The following is a 22,186-nucleotide window of genomic DNA, read 5'->3' on the forward strand; positions in this document are numbered from 1 at the left end:
TCACCTTAGTAAATCATTGATCGTAACTGCAATCATTAACAAAATCATAAATACAACACCAGCAATCATTACCCATTGATTAACCTTTTCGGATAAAGGTTTGTGGCGAATTGCCTGAATTAGATTTAACAAAATTTTTCCTCCGTCAAGAACTGGTATTGGAATTAAATTGAAAATACCAATATTCAGACTTAGAAAAGCTGTTAAACCAACAAGGCTCAAAAAACCATCCGCTGTGGCTGCGCTTGTCGTTTTGGCAATCGCTACCGGTCCTCCTAGTTGATTAAGACTGGGGTGTTCAATTAGATGAGCAAGTGCCAACCAAATAGATGTTGTGCTACCGAAAAAACTTGAAAAACCATACTTGATTCGATTAGCAAAACCGGTCGTAGTGTCTTGTTCAACACCAATTAAATATTGAGTTCCTCCTGATTCAACGACTTTTTTTGGTTTAACTGTGACTGTTCTACTTTTATTACCGCGTCTGTATGAAACTTTCATTGTTTTATCACCGACATTTTCAATTGCCGTTGTTAATTGAGTCCAATTTGATATCTTGCTTGAATCAACCTTTGTAATTACATCGCCCTTTTTTAAACCCTGTTTCATCGCAGGATAATTTTTAATGGGATTGATTTGCGAATTCGAGACGGGAACCTTAATAAGCGAAAAAGCAAGTGCGAAAAACAAAACAAAGGCTAAAACAAAATTCATGAAGGGTCCGGCGAAACTAACCAATATTTGTTTCCAAAGAGAGATATTAGGCAACTGACGATCCTTTGGAGCAATTTGAATAATTCGATCTTCCCCGGCTCTTACTTTAGTGTCGGGAGCCAATTCAAATTGGAGTTCCCGCTTTGCTTCTTCGTCTATTACTCCCTTGATGGACAATTTATCATTAATATCAATTGCACTAATTCTCATCAATTGTTCATTAGCAGTAATCGGGTCTTCTGATATATCGATAAAATTAACCGTGTGCTGATTCGCAAACTTAATTTTAACGACTTTCCCCGGCCTTAATTCGTTTAAATATTCATTATCCTGGTCAGCACCAGCCATTAAAACATATCCGCCAACCGGTAAAATTCTTATAACATAATTCGTACCGTTCTTATTGGTACCGAATATCTTTGGCCCCATACCGATCGAAAATTCATAAACAACCACACCAAATTTTTTTGCAACAAAAAAATGACCAAATTCATGAATGGTTACAATCACTCCGAAAACGATGATAAAAGCAATAATTGAAGCAAAATTCATTTAATTCAACCCCATTAAGACCAGTAAAGGCATCACAACAAGCATAGAGTCGAAACGGTCTAATATGCCGCCATGCCCCGGGAGCATATTCCCAGAGTCCTTAACACCATAAAAACGCTTAAAAGCAGATTCAATTAAATCGCCAAATTGACCAGCAATTGACAATAGCACCGTCACGATTATAAGTTCAAATGGATTGAATTCTGGAGCGAAATTAGTAACTAATGCGAATGAAACTGCAGCGATAGTTGCTATCAAAGTTCCTCCAATCGATCCTTCCCAAGTTTTGTTTGGACTAATTCGAGGAATTAATTTATGCTTCCCAAATTTTCGACCAACAATATAAGCGAAACTATCTGTTAACCAAACTATAATTAGTCCGAAAACGAAGGCAAGCCATTCCTCAGCACGCGCCTGGAGAAAAAAATGAAAACCAAAACCTATGTACAAAACCCCCAAGACCAATGATCCGGCATCATCAAAAGTTAACTTGTTATTTGATAGTACCGTCACAATCAAAATGAGCAGGATAAAAAAATAAATTAAACTTTTTTTATTAAAAAACATTTGTGCAGGCAAGGAAGCCCAAAAAGCATTTGGAAGAATCGTAACAATCACAGCAAGAAAAGATATTAACGCTTCAAAACTAACAAGCAAACGCTTCTTCATAAACAAAAGCTCGCCAACAGCAATCAAACCCAAAAGAGACACCAAAAGTGTTAAGGGGATTCCCCCAATAACGACAAAAGGAATAAAAATTATTAACGCAATGATGCCAGTAATTACTCGTGTTTTCATGATTCTCTTATCTTACCAAAACGGCGGTCACGATTACTATAAGCTGCTAAAGCCTCTTCCAAATCTTCGGCAGTGTAATCAGGCCAAAGCTTGGGCGAGAAATAAAATTCCGAATATGCCGACTGCCACAGCAAAAAATTGCTGATTCTTTGTTCTCCGGAAGTACGAATGATCAGATCGGGATTAGCTTTTTCTGCTAAAGTATTGGTGAGCAAATTGTTTTGAAAAAGTTTTTCGTCGATATCTTCAGTCTTAATCTTTCCTTGTAAAACTTGATTGACAATCGATTTAGTAGCATCGACAATTTCCGTACGTCCACCATAATTAATTGCGAAATTCAAGATTAATCCGGTGTTGTCTTTTGTATCCTCGACAGCATTTAAAAATGCTTGACGAGTTTTTTCAGGTAAATCATCAATTTCGCCAATTCCTTCAACTTTGATATTGTTTTCGATCAGTTCAGGAACAAAAGTATTAAAAAAATCAATTGGCAATTTCATCAAATAATTGACTTCGTCTTGAGGACGGCCCCAGTTTTCGGTAGAGAAAGCAAAAAGAGTCAAAACTTTGACCCCAAGGTTATTTGCTGCAAGAGCAATAGTTTTAACATTCTGCATGCCTGCCTTATGGCCAAAAATGCGTGATTTGTGTTGGCGTTTGGCCCAACGACCATTTCCGTCCATGATAATGGCAACATGTTCAGGCAAGATGACCTCTAATTTCTTTTCATTTTTTGTTTTGGTCATCTTTAAAATTGCCATTAAATCTCCATTAATTCTTTTTCTTTAATATCTGCTATTCTATCAATATCTTTAATCTCAAGATCGGTCGCTTTTTGAATATCATCTTCTGTTCTATGGCGAGAATCTTCCGACAAATCATTATCTTTCTTAAGATCACTCATAAAATCATGTCTCGTATTGCGAGCAGCTACTTTTGCTTTTTCAGCTTCCGCTTTTACCTGTTTAACCAATTCTTTACGACTGTCCTCGGTTAGTTGAGGAATAATTAAACGAATCGCACTCCCATCATTTTGGGGTGTCAAACCTAAATCACTGGCAAAAATTGCTTGCTCAATAGCCTTTAAAGAGGTTTTGTCATATGGAGTAATCAAAAGTACCCTCGCTTCCGGAATTTGAACACTGGCTAACTGGTTTAACGGAGTAGGAGTTCCATAATACTCAACTTGTATTTTATTTAAAATATTCGGATTGGCACGGCCTGCTCGAATATTAATTAATTCATTTTGGAAAGCCTTACTGACTTTTCCCATTCTTTCTTTGACTTCTTTTAGATCAATCATTATTTTGACCCCTTAATAACTGTACCAATATCTTGACCTTCAATTGCTTTTTGAATATTGCCGGCTTCATTAAGATTAAAAACCACTAAAGGCATGTCAGTATCCTTAGCCATGGCTCCAGCTGTTGAATCCATAACTTTCAAATCCTTGCGCAATACTTCATCATATGTTAACTCAGCAAATTTAATCGCTTCATTATTTTTCCTTGGATCGGAATCATAAACTCCATCAACGCCATTTTTACCCATTAGAATAGCATCAGCGTTTATTTCTGCAGCACGAAGTGCCGCCGTAGTATCAGTCGAAAAATAAGGTGAACCGGTTCCAGCGCCGAATATAACGATACGTCCTTTTTCCAAATGGCGTATTGCACGGCCACGAATATAGGGCTCTGCTATTTGGCGCATTTCGATTGCTGTTAAAACACGTGTAACAACACCGGCTTGTTCAAGCGCATCTGCCAGAGATAAAGCATTCATAACTGTACCAAGCATACCAATGTAGTCAGCCCGAGCACGATCCATTCCGGCTTTTGCAGCTGGTCCGCCGCGCCACAAATTACCACCGCCATTAACAATTGCAATTTGAACTTGAGGATAGGCTCGTTTTATTTCGGCCAATTCATTAGCCACTCGTTTAACCGTCGTTAAATCAATACCACTGCCACCAGCGCCTGCCAATGCTTCTCCGGATAATTTTAATAAAACACGATGGAATTTAATTTCAGTCATAGATTTACCCGTTGATTTGTTTGGCTACTTCATCAGCCAAATTGCTTTCCTGCTTTTCGATTCCCTCGCCAACCTGGTAACGGATAAATGATTTGATAGTCGCACCTTGTTTTTTCAGATATTCAGCAACACTCTCACCCTCGCCTTTAACAAACGGTTGGTTTAATAAAGCAAGTTCATCAAGAAACTTTCCCAAACGTCCTTCAACAATCTTCTCTTTGATATTATCAGGCTTATTGCCGAGATCATCAGCCTTCATCTGGATTGATTTTTCATGCTCGACAACATCTTTTGGAACATCTTCTCTGCTCAAATATTTCGGTGCTATCGCAGCAATATGCATTGCAATATCTTTGGCAGTTGTAGAATCGCTATTCTCAAGAAGGGTAATAACAGAAATCTGTCCTCCCATGTGGGAATAGACCCCAAATGTCTGATTATCATTTTTCTCAACAACATTAAAACGTCGCAAGGTTATTTTCTCGCCGGTATGGGCTGAAGTCTGAACAATTTGATCATTTAAAGTTCCTTCTTCAACCGGTATGGCTAAAGCAGCCTTTAAATCAGCTGGTTTATGTTCAAGGATTACTTTTGCAGTCAAATGAAGTAAGTTCAAAAACTTTTCGTTGCTAGCAACAAAATCCGTTTCCGAATTCAATTCGATAATTGCAGCAGTATTTCCCGCTTCGATAACATCAGTCATTCCTTCAGCAGCAACACGATCAGCTTTTTTGGCAGCTTTAGCAACACCGCGTTCCTTTAAAACATCAATTGCCTTTTCCATATTGCCATTAGTTTCAACTAAGGCTTTTTTTGCATCCATTATTCCCGCGCTTGTCTTTTCGCGCAACTCTTTAACTAGTGCAGCAGTTATTTGTGCCATTTCTTACCTCACAAAAAATCGCCTGAACAGGCGATATTATTTTAGTCGTTTTATGCTTCTTGATTTTCGTTATTTGATGATTCTTCAAAATCTCCTTCGCCATCAGCAGTATCGGCGAAAGTCTTCTCTGCGGAATCTTCGCCGGCATCCTGTCCTTGACGACCTTCAATAATGGCATCAGCCATTTTGGAAGTGATTAATTTAACCGCACGAATCGCATCATCATTTGCAGGAATCTTAACATCAACCAAATCTGGATTTCCATTGGTATCAATCATTGCCACTACCGGAATGTTTAAACTGCGAGCTTCTTTAACAGCGATTTCTTCTGTCTTTGGGTCAACAACAAACATAACATCAGGAATATCTTCCATGTCCGCAATTCCACCAAGGAACTTTTCCAACTTTGCTTTTTGCTTACCAAGCTGAGAAGCTTCCTTTTTTGGAAGCTTGTCGAAACTACCATCCTCTTCGGCAGCGCGAAGTTCCTTCAACTTGTTGATACGGGTTTTGATTGTGTTCCAATTTGTTAATGTACCGCCCAACCAGCGATGGTTTACATAAGCAACTCCGGCACGTTTCGCCTCTTCTTCAATTGCTTCGGTCGCTTGTTTTTTCGTACCAACAAACAGGAAATTAGCTCCGTCGGCAGCTTCTCCCTTAACCCAGTTATAGGCATCGTCTGCCATCCGTAAAGTTTTTTGTAAATCGATAATATGAATACCATTACGAGAAGTAAATATATATTCATCCATCCGAGGATCCCAGCGACGGGTCTGATGACCAAAATGCGCGCCAGCCTCTAAAAGTTCTTTCATTGAAATTGCAGCCATATTAGGCCTCCTAATGTTTTTGTCCTCACAAAAGTTTCACATATTTCATCGACTCGATGAGCAACTGATAAAATATCCGCTTTTGCTGTGTATTGGCGAATGCCGTTTAACATTTTACCTGAAACAAACTTTGATTACAAGCCAATATAGCGCTCCTTTTCAATCCTGCTGAGATGCTTGAATTTGGCTTCAGAACTCAATGCTTCGCTTTTACTCGAGAATTCTTCCTGATAAACAAGTTTAAGCGGATGACGAATTGCCGCTCTTGTGAATTTAGCTCCTTTTTTTGCTTGATGAGTCGCAAAACGGCGATTAACATCATCCGAAGTTCCTGCATATAAATAATTATCTGCTGTTTGGATCACATAAAAGAAATATTTGTTGTCATGAAGAATATTTTGTAGTTCTTTAGTATATTCATTTCTCTCATTAAAGATAATCATTGGTTTTTCAATATTTATTTTCGCGTTACTGCCCTGTTTAATGGCTTTTACCAAAACGAGTTTTGCCCCAGTATTTTTCTTTCCATAAACAAAACGCATTTTGGAAATACCAAAACCATTTTTAATTAACAGATCTATAAAATCCGCAATTCTCTCGGCTCGATAAATAAAATACAATTTTCCCTTTGATTTTAAAAACTTTTTACTTTGACTGACCAAAACCGCCAGATCGAAATTTTCTTCATGACGGGCATGTGATCTTTCTTTTGACAAATTTTTTTTAGAATAATTCGGGGAATCGAAATAAGGTGGATTGGACACGATGGCATCTAAAGAATTCAGCTGGAATGTTCCGTCCAGATTATTGATGTCTTGATTAATTACCGTTACCCTTTTTTTTAAGTCATTTAATCCAACGGTCTTTTCTTCCAGCTGGGACAACTGCGAATTATTCTCGATTAAAAAAACTTTTCCTGGATTTTCAATAGCATATAACAAACCAATAATTCCGGTGCCTGCACCAAAATCGGCCAGCAATAATCTTTGGGATTTGGACTTATCGATAAAATTAGCAATCAAAAAAGCATCAATACCAAATTTTGGAAGCTGATTGTTTTGCAGAACCTTAAGTTTTCCACTAATCTTTTCAATTTTTTCATTAGAATCTAAATTGATTTTTTTCATTTTTATATAATGATAGACATGTACACAGTAATTTTTCGAATTATTCAAGTAATTCGTTGGCTAATCAATGGAAAAACTCACGTATACGGGCAAGAGAATATTCCACAAGATACACAATTTATTTTAGTTGCTCCTCACCGTACATGGTGGGATCCGTTGTGGTTTGCGATGACTCTTTTGCCAAGGCAATTTATTATTATGGCAAAAAAAGAATTGTATAAAAACAAAGCCTTCGGCTGGGCTTTGAAAAAAATTGGCGTTTTCCCTGTCGACCGCAATCATCCCGGACCTTCAGCAATTAAAATTCCAGTTAAAGAATTAAGAAGCGGAACACGAAACTTTATGATTTTTCCTTCTGGTTCTCGTCACTCTTCAAAATTAGAAGGCGGGGCCGTTTTAATTGCCAAAATGTCTGGCAGAAGTCTTTTACCAGTTGTTTATCAAGGACCATTAAAATTTATCGGTCTCTTTCGTCGAGGATCGACGAGCGTTGCTTTTGGGCCACTGATTCCCGTACCTAAAAAGGCCGATGAAAAAGAAATTATAATTAGTATGCAAAAAGCTTTTTCCGATTTGGACAAAAAAATAAATAAAAATTGGGTATATATTGATCCTCATCCGAAAAGAACAAATAATAATGACAAATAAAAAACAGATCATTCGATCTGTTTTTTTAATAATTCTTCTTCATCTGTGACATCATTTGATTGATTTGCTTTTGACTTAAATTACGACCCATCGAAGCACCGATTTGCTTAAGCATTTGCTCGTTAATCGGAGGGTTCTTCTTCAGATAACTTTTTAATGTAAAGCGAGAAATAACCATTCCTGCAGCCAAGCCGATCACGAGACCGATTAATAGAAACCATATCCAGCTCATATCTATCTTAATCCTTTCTTTTTTTGAATATCGATTACTTTTTTAGGAGTAACTTCTTTACCATTCTTATCGAAAACCTGCAATATTTCAACCTGTGAACGAAAAGTTTTACGGAAATTTTCCAAAAACTTCTGTCGTAGTTGTTTTTGCTCCTTCTTTTCCGCTTCCGTGAGCCCTTTTGAAGTTTTTTGCTTAGCGGCTAATTCATTGATTCGAGCTCTTAAAGCCTCATTCTTCGCCTGCTCGTCTTCATCAACAATAAATTCGGGTTCTTTATGCTCTTTTTCTGATCGTGAATTATCAACCATTAAAATTCTCCATACTTGTATTATACAAAAGTTTTTGCGTTTTTATTAAATTTTACGAACATGTGTTTGTTATAAGCTATGTCTTCCGCTATAATTGCATATAGCAATAAGTTATTAGAAAGGCTCGGCGATGGCAGAGACAAAGCAACTCGGAATTCTCCGTTTTATTTACGAAAAACAAAATGAAAAAGGTTACCCTCCAACAGTCCGTGAGATCGGGGAGGCAGTTGGTCTGTCGTCGACCTCAACCGTTCATGGGCATATCGATCGCCTGGAAAAACACGGTCTCCTGCACAAGGACCCAACAAAACCACGGGCAATTGAAATTACCGAGAAAGGATTAAGAGCTTTGGGTGTACCCGAGACTCCCGGCAAGGTTCCGATTATTGGTTTAGTTACAGCTGGTATGCCCATTTTAGCCGTTGAGCAAGCCGCAACCGAATTTTTACCAATCCCATCTGATCTCGAGCGTTTCGACGGCGATCTTTTCGTTCTTAGAGTTTCCGGAACTTCAATGATCAATATTGGCATTCTGGATGGCGATATGGTTTTCGTTCGCAAGCAGGACTATGCCGACAACGGTGATATTGTCGTTGCAATGACAACTGATTTTGGCAATGGAGAGGGTGAAGCGACCGTTAAACGCTTTTTCAAAGAAAGCAATCACTATCGACTGCAGCCCGAAAATGATACGATGGCCCCAATCATTGTCGAAAACGTTTCTATTCTCGGAAAAGTTGTTGGCTTATATCGAAACTCCATTTACTGAGAAATTATTTTTTTGTAAAGGGAGTTTTTTATAAAGAAATTTTTCCGTTACACGATTAATTAATTATATTAAACGACTTTTCCCTTATAAGGGATTTTTTTCATTGCGTCAAAATCGTAATTGGCAATGTCTTCAGGCTTACTCATGTAAGCATGCACCGGCACTGAAAACATCAGATTAAGAACTGGTTCTTTTTCTTGAAAAATCAGAATTGGCGTCCCTTTTTTAACGGCATAACCAATTTCCATGGCAGTCCCTGAATCGACATTTTGACCCTCAAAATCCACTATTGCAACAATTACATCGGCTTCTTCGATGGCTTCAATGTCACTGTTATAAGTTACTGTCTGCCATTCAGGACTACCAAATTCCAGTTCTTCATGCTGATGCAGTCGAGGATCGTAGTAATCCATAACAGTCGGATTACTTTCTAGAGCTTTTTCAATCTTTTTAACTCTTGCAATTTGTTCGTCATCAAAAAATGGGCTTGCCAAATAGATATTCTTTGCCATATTCACCTCGCAAGTATCTTATCAAAAGTCGGAATTAAATAATAAAAAAATTAAAAATTATCCCCATAAATTCGTTGATGATCTTTTATTCTCTTTAATTGAAAGTGGGATGAATCATATGAATTAGTCAATTCATGATCTTCACTGTCTTCCGGAAATGCTCGAAAAAGTCCTTCATACTCGTCTACTGAAACTTTTCTCCGCGAAGCGATCATTTGAGCCGGGTCTCCAAGAATAGCCTGTCGATAGTCAGCTGCCAGTGAAAGAGAATATAGTTCTCCTTCCGCTCCGCTGCCATAAGAAAACATTGCGATTCTATCGTTATTTTTGAGAATGTTATTTTTGAGTAAAGATATTAAGCTCAAATAAAGCGACCCAGTGTATAAATTACCAACTTTTCGATTATAGATCTGCCCGGCCAAACGATTTTTTTCCAATTGGTCTTTTTTGGATTCGTCAATTTGATCATTAATTTGATCAAGCGCTTTTTTCCCCATTTTCGTAAAGGGTAAATGAAAAACAAAAGCCGCAAAGTCGGAAACTTTCTTTAAATTTTTCTGAGAATAAGTCTGCCATATTTCATAAAAAAATTTTTCGTATATTTCCTGACTCATTTTCCCAAAAACCAACGCTTCGCTTTGATCAAGCGGACGCCAAAAGTCCATCAGATCTTCGGACTGAAAAACAGAATCCCAGTTATAACTCGCCAGTCTTGGTTGAGTGCTAACAAGCATTGCAACTGCTCCAGCCCCTTGTGTCACTTCGCCTGCACTTTTCAAACCATACCTTGCTATATCCGAAGCCACAACCAGAATACGTTTATTGGGGTGAAGCTTGACATAATCGAATGCAGTCATCAAGGCAAACGTGCCCCCATAACAGGCCTGTTTGATCTCAATAGCTCGCATATTTTTCTTTAAATTAAGTAGCTTTTGCAAATAAACCGCTCCTGATTTGGAATTATCTATTCCCGATTCACTCGCAAATAAAATCTCATCAATCGAATTCAAAAACTCAGTCGACTTTTGCTCAAGCAGAATCGAAGCCGCATTGGCGGCCATTGAAACCGAATCCTGAGTGGGTGGAACAATACTTTGCTTTTCTTGGCCAATACCTACCAAATACTTATTTGGATCCACGCCACGTTTTTCAGCAAGTTCGGTTAAGTCTAAATAAAGATTTGGTGTAAAAAAAGATATTTGATCAATTCCGATTTCCATGGTTTTAATTATAATCTAAATTCAGTGATGTATTTTTGATCGTGAAGAATATTTGGAAAATTATACCTAATTACCATTTTTTTCATTAGTTTGATTTAATAAAAACATTTTGTCGAATTTATGTAGGAAAAAAACCTAATTTTTGCTAGAATTGTTCTGTAGCTCGGAGACATGGCAGAGTGGTAATGCAGCGGACTCGAAATCCGCCGAACCGATGTAGAATCGGCGCCGGGGTTCGAATCCCCGTGTCTCCTTCATGAAAGATCGTAGGGAAATATTATTTGAATCGTTATTAATTCTTTTATCGACGATTTTTTCATTAGTTTGCGGTTCGATCCTCGCAATGTTGATTCTCTTATCTGTGTATATCGGTCCAAATTTTCTTTTAGGCCTTTCGGCAACTAAATATCAATCATTAATAGAAAATCATTCGTTTCTGAGTTGGCTCACAATTCTCGGAGAAGGATTAGCTTTACTATTTATATGGTTATTCAACCATTTTCTTTTCAAAGTGAAGGTATTTTTTTTAAACAAAAAATTCTTTCGGGCTCTTGCGATTGGGTCGCCGGTCATCATTTTTATAGGAATAAACCTCTATGTCTATTTATCAAAAAAAAGCGCAATCTCTTTCTTTGATTTTTTTACGGCAGCGAGTGTTTCGCTTTTAGTAGGAATTTTCGAAGAATATGCGGCGCGCGGAATGATCATCGGAAAATTAGAAGAAAGTACTGCTAAAAACTTTAGTTTTTTTGTAACTGTAATTATTTCCGCAATTTTTTTCTCTGCATTGCATTTAATCAACCTCTTCTCGGCAAGTTTGGAAATTACAAGCGTCCAAATTATTTATACAAGTGCCTTGGGAATTCTTTTCGGACTGGTGTACCTGGTAACTAAAAATCTTACTGTAACGATTATTTCTCACACATTAATTGATTTTATTGCCTTTATGGCCGATCCAAAAGCAATTTTTGGCCTAGGTCATCCTACTGTTAATTTAATCGACTTCGTTTTCAATCTGACGATATTAATTATTTTCTTTGCATATGCAAAATTGTTTCTCAAAAAAATCAATTTAAAGAAACTGCAAAAAAATTGGAATTAAGTATTTTTAGATAAAAATATTTCAAAAAGCATTTTTGGATCAAGTCTTGTTGATTTAAGTTTTAATTCAATATCAGATAAATTTAAAAAACTGTTGCTTAACTCGCCGAAAGTTTTCAGACTTGCCAACTGATTGGCTAATTTGGCTCGATAAGGATGAATATGGAGAAGACGAGACAAATTTTGGTCATTTAACTTCAAAGATTTAGCTTGGATAAGTAAACGATATTGTGATAGCAATAAAGCATTGATCCTAATTGGAGCTTCACCCCGGTCAATTAGTTCTTCATAAATTTTGAGAACTTTTCCCGGTTTTTTTTGATTGATTGCCTCAATTAAATCAAAAGCCGATTCAGTTGATTCCGGAGCGATTAGAAAATCGATCACATGATTATCAATTATGTGATTTTGGCCATATAACAGAAGTTTGTCAAGATTATTAATAATTAGACGTAAATTGAAGGCTAATCTTCGAAAATAATAATTCAATACTGCATCTTCGATCGAAATATCGGCAACCAAAAAACGTTTCTTGACAATTTGCAATATTTGTCGTTCATCAAGCGGTTTAAAATCAACATTTTCAGCTGTTTTGATTAAGCTTTTAACCGTTTTTTTTCTTTTATCTAGACTGAAATTAACAGCATTGATAATTAAGCTATTCTCGCCCTCCGGATTGTTTAAATATTTCAGTAATAAATTCTCTTCACTTTTTTCCAAACTATTTTTAGCTGTCAAAAATAATGGATTTTCGACTATCACAATCCGCCTACTGGCATTAAATGAAAGTGTTGAAACATCAGCCAGTACTTCTTTGATACCGGTATCATTGACGTCTGCTCTAACAAAATCCCAAGCTCGAAAATTTTCATCAATTGAATTCTCAAGTAAATTAGAAAATTGTTCCGTCAAAAAATCCTCAGTTCCTGTAAAAAAAATCAAAGCTGGTAATCGTTTATTCTTAATTTGTTTTTTAAAATCAGTCGGAGTCATTGAAATCCTTAGTAAAGGTCTGAAAATAACTTTTATCGTTATTATAAACGAAACGAATCATTCCATTTGTTTGAGTGTTAAAAGCACGGATTTTGAGTCTTGATATTGTTTCAAGAGTTTCTTTTTTTGGATGCCCATAACGATTATGCCTACCAGCTGAAATAATTCCATATTTAACCTGCCAATGATTCAAAACGTTGATGTTGCTGGAAGTTTTTGACCCATGATGACCAAATTTAAGTAAATCAATTTTAAGATCTGGATATCGAGATGCAATTTCTCTTTCTCCCTCTTGAGGTAAATCACCAGCGGTCAAGACATTTAGGTTGCCCACTTTTGCAAATAATGCAATTGAATCTTCGTTAACGGCAGATCCACTTTTGAAAGGATGGAGAATTCGGAATGGAAAATTTCGAATTTGGACTTGATTCGTAACTTCGATAACGTCTGTCTTTCCTAAATAAGGTTTAATTTCTCTTCGGAAAGAATTTGTTTTTGTCATTCCTAATGGAACTATAAGATGTTTAATCTTAATTGAAGAGAACAGATATTTAGCATTTCCGACATGATCCATATCGCCATGAGTCAAGAGTAAAAAATCCAAGCGGTTGATTCCTTTGGATTGAAGATAATTTATAATGATCGATTTTGCCTGATTCGAGCTTGTTTTGGAAATTTGCCATTCTTCCTGTGGCAAAGCCACTTTCCCACCAGTATCGATCAATATTGTTTTTTGATTCAAAGGAGTTCTTAATAACAGGGAATCTCCTTGACCGATATCAAATGCCGAAAACTCTCCATTCATTGGAAAATGAATAAAACAGAAACTAGCTGTAAAGGCAGTGGCAATAGCCATCAAAGAGAAATTGCGAATTTTTTTTCGTTGATCAAAAGACAATAAAATAAGGCAAACCAAAGGAATGACTAAATAATCTTCCATTTTTCCAAAAACAATTTTACCGGGTATTTTTGAAATCATTTCTATTAAATCTGCAAATAAAGCAACCAAATAATTAATAAAACAAACTGCTTGAGTCCAAAAGGGATGCAGAACAACTGCCAGGCCAATTAACGGCATGATAACTATTCCGAAAATAGGAATCGAAAAAAAATTAGCCGGCATACTTAAAAAATGCCAGGTAAATTTGCTATTTAAAATAATCGGAATCGTCACAGAACTCATCAAAAGGCCTTGCTTAAAGGGCTTTAAATGCGCAATAAACATCAAAGAAAAACTCAGTAGATAAGATAACTGTCCTCCAAGATTAAGCAAAAGCATTGGTGAAAGCAAAAGTCCAGTTGCTAAAGAAAAGGACCAAATCTTTTCTTTTTCTACTCTTAAATTGAAATAACTCGCAAAAAGCGATAATTCAGCAGCTATGATTGGCCTTATCAGTGATTGCACGCTATCGGAAAAAACAAAAAAAGAGGTATTGCAAGAGCAATCAATGTGAGAGAAAGTTCCTTGGGAAAATACATTTTTTTGAAACTTTTCCTTAAAAAAAACAAAGAAATAAGTTACTTGAAAACCCGAAATACTAAAAAGATGAATTAATCCTAAATCGCTAATACCGGGATATTGATCGTAGAAACAGCTCTCCACATCACCAATTATTAAAGCTTTAGCATATTCAGCCAATGGGCTCGGCATCGAATCGAAATAGTCGATTGCAGATTTTCTAAAAAAATGAATTCGATCAGAAATTTTTTCAAAAAAAATCTGTGGCTCCCATTTACCGATTTTTTCGAAGCTACTCAAATTCAACTGATTCGTTATTGATTGTGTCAAAAAATATTTTCTAACATTGAATTGATTAAAATTGGTTGGTCTTTGTGGCTTTCCGAGATCCCCATTTACGACGCAGAGAAGATTGTCTCGATTATTTTCCCAGAATTTTTTCTCCTGTAAATTCTTGATTTTGGAATAGATGATAATCTCTTGTCGATCTGTTTCATCATATGCTTTGGCCTTTAGCCGATCTCCATCAACGGTGATTTCATCAGCGTAAATATGCACTTTTAATCGATAATTTTCCCGATTTGGAAGTGTTTGGTCCGATAAATTTTCTTGAAAACACCAAAATCTAATCAAAAAAAATGGGCTGGACACAAGAACTATAAAAAAGCTATTTTTAATTTGCTGAAATAAATTCTTATCAACAACAAAAAGACGAAAACAGTTGTTAAAAGAGAATTACGAAAATAAAATCCACTCAAGGAAGCAAGAAAAATGCTTATCAACAGACAATCGTTTCGATCAAGTTTATTTAATAAAGACATAATCGTTCAATTTTTCAACCGTTTTATCTCCAAAACCGGAGATATTTTTTAAATCATCAATTGATTTAAATTTTCCATGTTCTTCGCGATATTTTACTATCTCTTCAGCTTTTTTCTCCCCAATGCCATTAATTGTCTGTAGAGCAGACAAATCGGCCGTATTGATATCAATTTGAGCCTGAGAAGCGTTTGTATTCGTTGAAGAGCTGTTGCTGACGGAATTACAAAATTGTTCTGGAATTTTCTCACCTTTTTTTGGCACATATATAACCTGTCCGGAAATTATTTCCGCCGCCAAATTTATTTGGCTCAAATCGGCATTGGATTTTGCTCACCAGATTTATTAATTGCTGAGATAATTATTTCGCCGCTTTTAACCTTAACGACCTTCTCTTGAGCGACCGCACCTTTTACATCAACATAAAAGTCAACTTTTTCATCCTTAGATGACAAATTGTCGCTACTGGAAACACTTAAATTGGAATCATTTTTTAAACTTGTTGCCGATGAGAATAAAATATTTTCTTCTTTGTCGGTTCTTTTGATCGAACTCATAATAAAAAATGAGATCGCCAAAAAAGAAATACCACCAAAGATAAATATAATTTTTAAATTCATTTTTATTAATAAAAAAACTTTTGCTGTTAAATCCCGCATACTAGTTATTACGCGAAATTAGCAAAAGTTTTAAAAAATATCTTCAATTTTTAATTGGCAAATCTTCCTTTTGAATAAGGCAAATCATCCGGTACATTTGTTGGGGCTTCCGGATCGAAGCTTCTCAAATAATTAACGAAACTGTCAAAACGATCAGGATAGGCGTTAACGCCATAAATCAGCTGTTCGCCCTTAAGATTCGGAGAATGGAAACGAATTCCCCATTCAACATTCTGATCAGAATTTGGATCGACAGGAGCACGATAATCATCCGCCCAATCTTCGATAAATCCTAAGGCAACGTCGGAATAATGATCCCATATTCTCGTCAGGTCGGTAAATTTTTCGTCATATTTCCAATTAAAAGGCGTATGCAAGTCTTCAGAAAAATGCGGGTTATAAAAATCGAAATTCTCATCTGCCACATCAGTGATTTCCGATTGAGGCAATCGCCTTAAATAAAAAGCGTGACCATTGATCCGTTTAGTGTAAACATAGTCGAACCCGTAACTTAAATTTCCAATATAAAATACTAAATAGTCTAATCTAATCGCCATATTTATTTCTCAATCTTAATTAAATCTCTTGTAATACCATCTGTGAGATTCTCAAAACCATTTTTTGTAACCAGAACATCATCCTCAATTCGAACACCGCCAAGTCCGGAAATGTAAATACCGGGTTCGATTGTCAATATCTGGCTAGTAACAGCCTCATCGTCAGACCCCGGAGAAACAGCTGGACCTTCATGAATATCCAAGCCTACGCCATGGCCGCCGCCATGATTATATTCTTTTCCAAAACCTTTTGTTTCTATGTAAGAACGCGAAGCGCCATCGACTTCCTTTAAATCGACATCGGGTCTAACGGATTCAATCGATAATTCTTGAGCCTTTCTCACAATTTGATAAATATTGATCAAGCGCGGATCAATTTCTCCAATCGCAATAGTTCTCGTGATATCGGAAGTATAGTGGTTAAAGTAATAACCAAAATCAATTGTAACCAAATCACCACTCTCAATTTTACGATCAGAAGCTGTTTCATGAGGTTTGGAAGAATTCTCGCCCGAGGCAACAATTGTATCAAAACTAGCTTTTTCCAGCCCTTGGTGACGAGCAAAATAATCCAATTGATCAGCAATTTCTTTCTCTGTTAGACCTATTTTTATCCAATCGATTAATTGGTTAAAAGCCGTTACGGAACGTTTTGTGGCCTGACGCAGATTTTCTACTTCATCATCATCTTTAATCTCTCGTAAGGCTTCAATTGGAGCTGGCGTTGGTACAAATTCGGCTTCTAATTCACCATCCAGAAAATCAAAAACATAAAATGGCAGGTTTTCTTCAAAACCGACTTTCTTTACTTTCCACGAATTTAAAGTTTTAGCAGTTTCTCCATAATAATCACGACTAATTTTCAGGTCGACTCCATTTGGAAGATTATTTTGATACGCTTCCTGGTATCTACTGTCAGTCACTAATAAGGCATGATTGCGGCTCAAGACAAACATCCCTTCACCACTTCCACCGGAAAAACCGGTTAAATACTCGTTGTTATATCCCTGGTAGACAATCATTGAATCTATTTCTAAAACATCAAAAAGTTTTCTTAATTTAGAAATTCTTTTTTCAAAATTATACTTCATAATAGCCGCCTAAAAAAAATAGCGGTAAACCGCTATTTTGATTTTAAATTTTTAATGAACCGGTGTTTCCAGTTTAGCGTTATATTCCTCACGAGAATAAATTGATGCTTGGCGTTGAGTCTTTCCTTTACGCTCGAAACGGACAACTCCATCAACTAATGCATACAAAGTATCGTCATCGCCGCGACCAACATTATTGCCTGGATAAATGTGTGTACCCCGTTGACGATAAATAATCGTTCCGGCAAGAACATCTTGTCCATCGGCACGCTTTGCACCCAAACGACGACCGGCAGAGTCACGTCCGTTAGATGAAGATCCGCCTCCTTTATGGTGGGCCAACTTAATTAGGTTTTGTAATTTTTCTAACATTATGTGCCTCCTTAAACGCTCTCGATTAATACTTTTGTATATGGCTGACGATGGCCTTTTTTAACATGGCCATGCTTTTTAGCCTTATATTTGAAAGTAACGACTTTCTTTTCTTTGCCTTGCTTAGCGATTGTTCCAACAACAGATGCGCCGGAAACATATGGATCGCCAAACTTGCCATCAGCAAGTAAAACTTTATCAAAAGTTATTTTATCGCCTTCATTTGCTTCAAGTTTTTCAACGAAGATGGCATCTCCTGCCTCAACGCGATACTGCTTACCGCCGGTTTCAATAACTGCGTACTTATTAGCCATTTAGGCCTCCTCTTAGACTCACCGTGGCGGTGTGATAAATCACTTAAAAACCGCTTTAGAGTGGTTGAAGCATTGCAACAACTGAATTATTGTAACAAAAAAGCCCGAAATGGGCAATCACTAACTTCTGAGACCTAACTTATAAAGTCTTGAATCAATACTCAAATCCTTTTGAATTTGAGTAGCAATTTTTTCAGCTTGTGAATCCGAATCAACAGCGGACCTTGCCGATTCTTTGACAATCACGGAAAACTTGGAATGCAGAGTCGAAGCAATATCGCCGTCAATCAAATATTTTCCTTTTTGAGCTGCTTCGATCGTCGCTAACACTCCCCCGTTTTTGTCTCCTACAGCCTGTTCTAATTTATTGAATTCCTGTGTTGAAAGATTTTTGCCGTTTTGAGTTATTAACCGATCAACATCTTTTTTCATTTTAGTAACTGTCTTTGCATCGGTGGGTTTATAGGCATCCAAATCATTAATAACATTGTTAATATTCCGTTTTGATCGTTCAACCTGCCTATACTGTTTCTCAGACATTCTTACGCCACCAAAAGAAGCTCGCGGATACAGGAAAAAAGCTGCAACAAGCAAAGCGATAACGACTGATAATAAAATCCAAAAACTTTTCTTCATAATTAATTTTAAATGCGGAAGGTGGGACTCGAACCCACAACCTGCGGATTAGAACTCCGATGCTCTATCCAGTTGAGCCACTTCCGCGTACTTTCAGTATAGCTAAAAAATACTTTATTTTGTTATTAACCGGGAAAAAGATCATCCCGATAAGCAATTTTTAAATAATTAAGGTTATCAAGATACCACTTTAAAAACCAATTATATTTCGTTAAAACATCCAAAAAAGTCCATTGGTCATATGTATCGAAGACCTTAAAAAACCATTGGGAATGTCCAAGCGAATCAATTGCCTGAATTAAATATAAACTCATTTCCTCATTGAAGTCAATTTGAAAACCGTTATCCAGTGCAAAAATATCTTTTTGACGACTTTGAGCCAACACAAACAACTGGTCTGTCACAATGGCCGGAAGGTCGATTTTACTAAGCGGCAACATTTGATTATTGCCGGATTGCAACAAATTTAGGTCAACAGAAAAATCATCTTCGCCTAATATCTTCGCAAGAGTCTTGAAGATACCCGTTAAAGTTTTAACATCTACAGCGGTCAAATTTTTGCCAATACGGGAATTTATCAAATTAGCGAAACCGTCGGCATTTATGAACATATCTTTATTAAATATATCCAGATAAAGCAAATCTATTTGCAAATTTTTTTCCCGTAAATAAAAACCATCCTTTGTCAATTGGGAATTCGTCGAAAAATAAAATTCAAGGCTGGGGAAGCCAGATATTCGAAGACAATTGGCAATTTCTTGATTAGAATCCAAATTCGAAAAATAGTCAAGCTTTCTGAGTCGAAAAAGTTTGACAAAAAGTTGAGTTATCCAAAAAGAATTGTCATAGTGAAAAAGCGGGTTGAATTGTTCATAATGGCTTTGATTATTTTTAATTAATCGACCAACTGCATCGACCGTTTCGGATACCGTTTTTGATTTTAGAAAAATACTGTAAAAATTATCAAAATCCAGCAATTGTTTCGCATCGTGGTGAATTTCTTTTTGAAAATCATTTAAGTTCGATAATGTTTGTTTGCCTACAATTGTCATTTATTTTCTTTCTGGATTTCCGATAGATAATCGACATAAAGATTTCCTGCTTGATCGACAAAATGCTGAAAACTTCCCGAATACTTCTCGATTTGCTCCCGTTCCAACTGTAAAACAGCTCTGTCTTTCTCCAATTTAAGAATCGCGAGATTGTTTCTTTCGATGTCTGCCTCGAATCCGGATCGTTTTTTTGCAGCATAAAGTTGATTTGCTCGATGAAGCTCATTTAATTGTGCGTTTTGTTCTTCAACAGATTTCGGATTGTCCATGTAATTTTTTAATTCGTTGACAGCTACTTCGTCAAAAATGAATTCAATCCGAATAATATCAAGGATGCCAAAAGTCCTTGCAGACGGCCAACGTCCAAAGATTATTTCGTAAACGCCGGTTTTAATTTCCCTAAAATACAGGAATGGAAAGTGAACACGAATGAAGGACAATAATTTAGAGGCGAGAAATTCAGATAATTCCGGTTGAATCGTTTCCGTCATGTTGCTGAGAAAATAATTCGGATCAGCATGCGGCCACTGGCGTATTTTTTCGTTATAGCGTGCTGAATCAAGCAACTCATAAATCAGTAAATAATTATGTTCGTCAATTGCTTCTTTGATTGAATTTAAATAGTCAATTTTGCTATTGATTAAATTATTGAGAATAGGGATTTTATTGTCCCCTACGATATGCAAATTCATCTGATTTTCCATACTTCAATTTTTGCAAAGAAAAACGGCTATTGCTAGACGTTTATTAAATGTTATTTACTTTAATTAATTTAAAAGGTTTGAAGATATTGTTTAATTTCCCATTTAGAGACAGAAGCACGATAAGATTGATATTCAAGTTTTTTGGCTTCGACGAAGGTATCGGCAATTCGCTTGGAGATCGCGCTAATAACCACCTCGTCCTTTGACAGATTATCAACAGCTGTCAATAGAGTATCCGGAAGATCTTTAATACCGGCTTTTTTACGTTCATTAGCATCCATTAAGAAAATATTACGATCAACAGAATGCTCAGGAGTCGTTTCTTTTTCAACACCGTCCAATCCAGAATTCAAAACGACGGCGAAAGCCAGGTAAGGATTTGCTGTCGGATCAACCATTCTTAATTCCAAACGTGTCGAAGCACCGCGAGAAGCCGGGACACGAACCATTGGAGAACGGTTCGAAGCCGACCAGGCGATATAAACCGGCGCCTCAAAACCAGGAGTCAAGCGCTTGAATGAATTGACCGTTGGATTGGTAATAGCGACAAAATTCTGTGCGTGATCCAAAAGACCACCAAGGAAATGATAGGCCACTTTTGAGAGACCAAGTTTGTCGGTCGGATCATCAAAGGCGTTCTTGCCATCCTTTGAAAGACTCATATTTGTGTGCATGCCGTTTCCATTAATCCCGGCAATCGGTTTTGGCATAAAGGTGGCATAGTAGCCATATTTACGGGCAACGGTTTTAACAATAAGCTTAAATAGTTGAATATGGTCAGCTGCGGTCACGGCATCGGCATAACGAAAATCTACTTCATGTTGTCCAGGTGCAACTTCGTGATGAGCTGCTTCGACTTCAAAACCCATCTTTTCCAGAGTCAGAACGATTTCACGACGGACATGTTCTCCCAAATCCAATGGGGCCAAATCAAAATAGCCGCCATTATCATTAAGTTTCATAGTCGGTTTGCCATCTTCTCCAAGTTTAAACAAGAAGAATTCAGGTTCCGTCCCAACGTTGAAATCAGAAAAACCATCTTTTCTCATTTCTGCAAGAACGCGAATCAAATTGTTTCTCGGATCCCCTTCGAATGGCAAACGATCGCTTGTATAAACATTAGCCACGATCATCGCTACCTTGCCGTCATGTTCACCGGTCATTGAATCGGGTAAAATCCTGAAAGTGTCAAGATCAGGATACAGATACATATCGGATTCTTCAATTCTTACAAAACCATCGATTGATGATCCGTCAAACAGTAAATTATCGTCAAGAACTGTGTCAAGTTCGCTAACAGGTATTTCAACATTTTTTATCATGCCGAATACGTCGGTGAACATTACACGCAAAAAATCAACGCCTTCATCTTTAACTGACTTCTTAATTGCTTCTTTGGTTAATTTTGTCATTAATGTTTTTCCAGCCTTCCGATTTTCAAAAATTCATTTTCAAGCGAATGAACAAATTCCGTTTTCTCATTCCGCCGATTGCTAACGCGGTGAGTTTCATAAAGATTGTGAATATCTTTTAAGCTATCGCCAGATTCCATCATCATCCTTATCTCAATCAGCCGTTCAACATCGTTCAAAGAAAAGCGTCTTTGACCACCCTTACCCCGTTTCGTAGTAAGCAAATCTTGACTTTCATAATAGCGAATCTGCCTATCAGATAAGTTCGTTAAAGCCCGAACTGTACTAATCGGTAAAATAGCTAAATCTTTTTTTAATCGCTCATCAATCATTTCTTACTAAATCCATCTAACTAAAATTATAAAGACTTCCAAAAAAAAATGTTAG

28 protein-coding genes, 2 tRNA genes and 1 other annotated feature are annotated in these 22,186 nt (G+C 36.8%); of the genes, 4 read left to right on the forward strand and 26 right to left on the reverse strand.

Going from position 1 to position 22,186, the window contains the following annotated elements; genetic code table 11:
- The 8 genes from rseP to J3U91_RS05510 form a co-directional block, all read right to left on the reverse strand.
- Positions 1-1,266, reverse strand: coding sequence for an RIP metalloprotease RseP (rseP, locus tag J3U91_RS05475; protein WP_002820484.1), 1,266 nt, complete (start codon positions 1,264-1,266; stop codon positions 1-3).
- Positions 1,267-2,064: a phosphatidate cytidylyltransferase gene (locus J3U91_RS05480; protein WP_002820485.1), complete on the reverse strand. Its 798-nt coding sequence runs from the start codon at positions 2,062-2,064 to the stop codon at positions 1,267-1,269.
- A complete protein-coding gene (locus tag J3U91_RS05485) occupies positions 2,061-2,825 on the reverse strand; it encodes an isoprenyl transferase (RefSeq protein WP_002820486.1) in 765 nt (254 codons plus the stop codon). The genes J3U91_RS05480 and J3U91_RS05485 overlap by 4 nt, the downstream gene beginning before the upstream one ends.
- Positions 2,825-3,367 (reverse strand): ribosome recycling factor, encoded by a 543-nt coding sequence (frr, locus tag J3U91_RS05490; RefSeq protein ID WP_002820487.1) that lies wholly within the window; start codon positions 3,365-3,367, stop codon positions 2,825-2,827. Before frr ends, J3U91_RS05485 begins: the two co-directional genes overlap by 1 nt.
- A complete protein-coding gene (pyrH, locus tag J3U91_RS05495; RefSeq protein WP_002820488.1) occupies positions 3,367-4,098 on the reverse strand; it encodes a UMP kinase in 732 nt (243 codons plus the stop codon). Before pyrH ends, frr begins: the two co-directional genes overlap by 1 nt.
- A gap of 4 nt (positions 4,099-4,102) precedes the next feature.
- A complete protein-coding gene (gene tsf, locus J3U91_RS05500) occupies positions 4,103-4,981 on the reverse strand; it encodes a translation elongation factor Ts (protein ID WP_002820489.1) in 879 nt (292 codons plus the stop codon).
- Positions 4,982-5,031: 50 nt separating this feature from the next.
- Positions 5,032-5,814: a 30S ribosomal protein S2 gene (rpsB, locus tag J3U91_RS05505; RefSeq protein ID WP_002820490.1), complete on the reverse strand. Its 783-nt coding sequence runs from the start codon at positions 5,812-5,814 to the stop codon at positions 5,032-5,034.
- A 134-nt stretch (positions 5,815-5,948) separates the two neighbouring features.
- Positions 5,949-6,941: a GIY-YIG nuclease family protein gene (locus J3U91_RS05510; protein ID WP_002820491.1), complete on the reverse strand. Its 993-nt coding sequence runs from the start codon at positions 6,939-6,941 to the stop codon at positions 5,949-5,951.
- A gap of 18 nt (positions 6,942-6,959) precedes the next feature.
- Between J3U91_RS05510 and J3U91_RS05515 the strand changes: the two genes are divergently transcribed.
- Entirely contained in the window at positions 6,960-7,589 is a 630-nt protein-coding gene (locus tag J3U91_RS05515) for a lysophospholipid acyltransferase family protein (protein ID WP_018025230.1), read from the forward strand.
- A 25-nt stretch (positions 7,590-7,614) separates the two neighbouring features.
- Here the strand turns inward: J3U91_RS05515 and J3U91_RS05520 are convergent, their stop codons facing one another.
- Both J3U91_RS05520 and J3U91_RS05525 read right to left on the reverse strand, forming a co-directional pair.
- Positions 7,615-7,821 carry a YneF family protein gene (locus J3U91_RS05520; protein WP_002820493.1) on the reverse strand — a complete coding sequence of 69 codons (207 nt, stop codon included), beginning with the start codon at positions 7,819-7,821 and terminating at the stop codon, positions 7,615-7,617.
- A gap of 2 nt (positions 7,822-7,823) precedes the next feature.
- A complete protein-coding gene (locus J3U91_RS05525) occupies positions 7,824-8,129 on the reverse strand; it encodes a DUF896 domain-containing protein (protein WP_002820494.1) in 306 nt (101 codons plus the stop codon).
- Positions 8,130-8,259: 130 nt separating this feature from the next.
- On the opposite strand from J3U91_RS05525, the gene lexA reads away from it, so the two are divergent.
- Positions 8,260-8,898, forward strand: a complete 639-nt coding sequence (gene lexA / locus J3U91_RS05530; RefSeq protein ID WP_002817093.1) for a transcriptional repressor LexA — start codon at positions 8,260-8,262, stop codon at positions 8,896-8,898.
- A 68-nt stretch (positions 8,899-8,966) separates the two neighbouring features.
- Here lexA and J3U91_RS05535 read toward each other — a convergent pair whose 3' ends face one another.
- Entirely contained in the window at positions 8,967-9,410 is a 444-nt protein-coding gene (locus J3U91_RS05535) for a nucleoside 2-deoxyribosyltransferase (RefSeq protein WP_002820496.1), read from the reverse strand.
- Between the two features lie 50 nt (positions 9,411-9,460).
- Entirely contained in the window at positions 9,461-10,630 is a 1,170-nt protein-coding gene (locus tag J3U91_RS05540) for a hydroxymethylglutaryl-CoA synthase (protein ID WP_002817091.1), read from the reverse strand.
- Between the two features lie 165 nt (positions 10,631-10,795).
- On the opposite strand from J3U91_RS05540, the gene J3U91_RS05545 reads away from it, so the two are divergent.
- Positions 10,796-10,884 (forward strand) — tRNA-Ser (locus J3U91_RS05545).
- Between the two features lie 2 nt (positions 10,885-10,886).
- Positions 10,887-11,732, forward strand: coding sequence for a CPBP family intramembrane glutamic endopeptidase (locus tag J3U91_RS05550; RefSeq protein WP_002820497.1), 846 nt, complete (start codon positions 10,887-10,889; stop codon positions 11,730-11,732).
- On the opposite strand, the gene holA is transcribed toward J3U91_RS05550, so the two are convergent.
- From holA to J3U91_RS05620, 14 genes are all read right to left on the reverse strand, one after another.
- Positions 11,729-12,724 carry a DNA polymerase III subunit delta gene (gene holA / locus J3U91_RS05555; protein ID WP_002820498.1) on the reverse strand — a complete coding sequence of 332 codons (996 nt, stop codon included), beginning with the start codon at positions 12,722-12,724 and terminating at the stop codon, positions 11,729-11,731. The genes J3U91_RS05550 and holA overlap by 4 nt on opposite strands.
- The gene (locus tag J3U91_RS05560) at positions 12,711-14,741 is read right to left on the reverse strand and encodes a DNA internalization-related competence protein ComEC/Rec2 (protein ID WP_002820499.1); all 2,031 of its coding nucleotides are present in this window, start codon (positions 14,739-14,741) and stop codon (positions 12,711-12,713) included. The genes holA and J3U91_RS05560 overlap by 14 nt, the downstream gene beginning before the upstream one ends.
- A 246-nt stretch (positions 14,742-14,987) precedes the next feature.
- Positions 14,988-15,317: a ComEA family DNA-binding protein gene (locus J3U91_RS05565; protein WP_002821113.1), complete on the reverse strand. Its 330-nt coding sequence runs from the start codon at positions 15,315-15,317 to the stop codon at positions 14,988-14,990.
- Positions 15,314-15,622: a hypothetical protein gene (locus tag J3U91_RS05570; RefSeq protein ID WP_226489920.1), complete on the reverse strand. Its 309-nt coding sequence runs from the start codon at positions 15,620-15,622 to the stop codon at positions 15,314-15,316. Before J3U91_RS05570 ends, J3U91_RS05565 begins: the two co-directional genes overlap by 4 nt.
- Positions 15,623-15,711: 89 nt before the next feature.
- Complete coding sequence (locus J3U91_RS05575; RefSeq protein WP_002817088.1) at positions 15,712-16,218, reverse strand: phosphoesterase; 507 nt, start codon at positions 16,216-16,218, stop codon at positions 15,712-15,714.
- A gap of 2 nt (positions 16,219-16,220) precedes the next feature.
- Entirely contained in the window at positions 16,221-17,309 is a 1,089-nt protein-coding gene (locus J3U91_RS05580; RefSeq protein ID WP_002820503.1) for an aminopeptidase P family protein, read from the reverse strand.
- A 51-nt stretch (positions 17,310-17,360) separates the two neighbouring features.
- A complete protein-coding gene (rpmA, locus tag J3U91_RS05585; RefSeq protein WP_002820505.1) occupies positions 17,361-17,681 on the reverse strand; it encodes a 50S ribosomal protein L27 in 321 nt (106 codons plus the stop codon).
- Positions 17,682-17,692: 11 nt separating this feature from the next.
- Positions 17,693-17,995: a 50S ribosomal protein L21 gene (rplU, locus tag J3U91_RS05590; RefSeq protein ID WP_002820507.1), complete on the reverse strand. Its 303-nt coding sequence runs from the start codon at positions 17,993-17,995 to the stop codon at positions 17,693-17,695.
- Positions 17,996-17,999: 4 nt separating this feature from the next.
- Positions 18,000-18,071: a sequence feature (ribosomal protein L21 leader region), on the reverse strand.
- A gap of 44 nt (positions 18,072-18,115) precedes the next feature.
- Positions 18,116-18,631: a TMEM106 family protein gene (locus J3U91_RS05595; RefSeq protein ID WP_002816328.1), complete on the reverse strand. Its 516-nt coding sequence runs from the start codon at positions 18,629-18,631 to the stop codon at positions 18,116-18,118.
- Between the two features lie 13 nt (positions 18,632-18,644).
- Positions 18,645-18,718 (reverse strand) — tRNA-Arg (locus tag J3U91_RS05600).
- Positions 18,719-18,756: 38 nt separating this feature from the next.
- Complete coding sequence (locus tag J3U91_RS05605) at positions 18,757-19,683, reverse strand: hypothetical protein (RefSeq protein WP_002820509.1); 927 nt, start codon at positions 19,681-19,683, stop codon at positions 18,757-18,759.
- Positions 19,680-20,375, reverse strand: a complete 696-nt coding sequence (locus tag J3U91_RS05610) for a hypothetical protein (RefSeq protein ID WP_002820511.1) — start codon at positions 20,373-20,375, stop codon at positions 19,680-19,682. Before J3U91_RS05610 ends, J3U91_RS05605 begins: the two co-directional genes overlap by 4 nt.
- A gap of 80 nt (positions 20,376-20,455) precedes the next feature.
- Entirely contained in the window at positions 20,456-21,799 is a 1,344-nt protein-coding gene (glnA, locus tag J3U91_RS05615; RefSeq protein ID WP_002820512.1) for a type I glutamate--ammonia ligase, read from the reverse strand.
- Positions 21,799-22,131: a MerR family transcriptional regulator gene (locus tag J3U91_RS05620; protein ID WP_002816637.1), complete on the reverse strand. Its 333-nt coding sequence runs from the start codon at positions 22,129-22,131 to the stop codon at positions 21,799-21,801. Before J3U91_RS05620 ends, glnA begins: the two co-directional genes overlap by 1 nt.
- Positions 22,132-22,186: the final 55 nt, after the last annotated feature.

The organism is Oenococcus oeni (assembly GCF_020510245.1).
GTDB classification, from domain to species: Bacteria; Bacillota; Bacilli; order Lactobacillales; family Lactobacillaceae; genus Oenococcus; species Oenococcus oeni.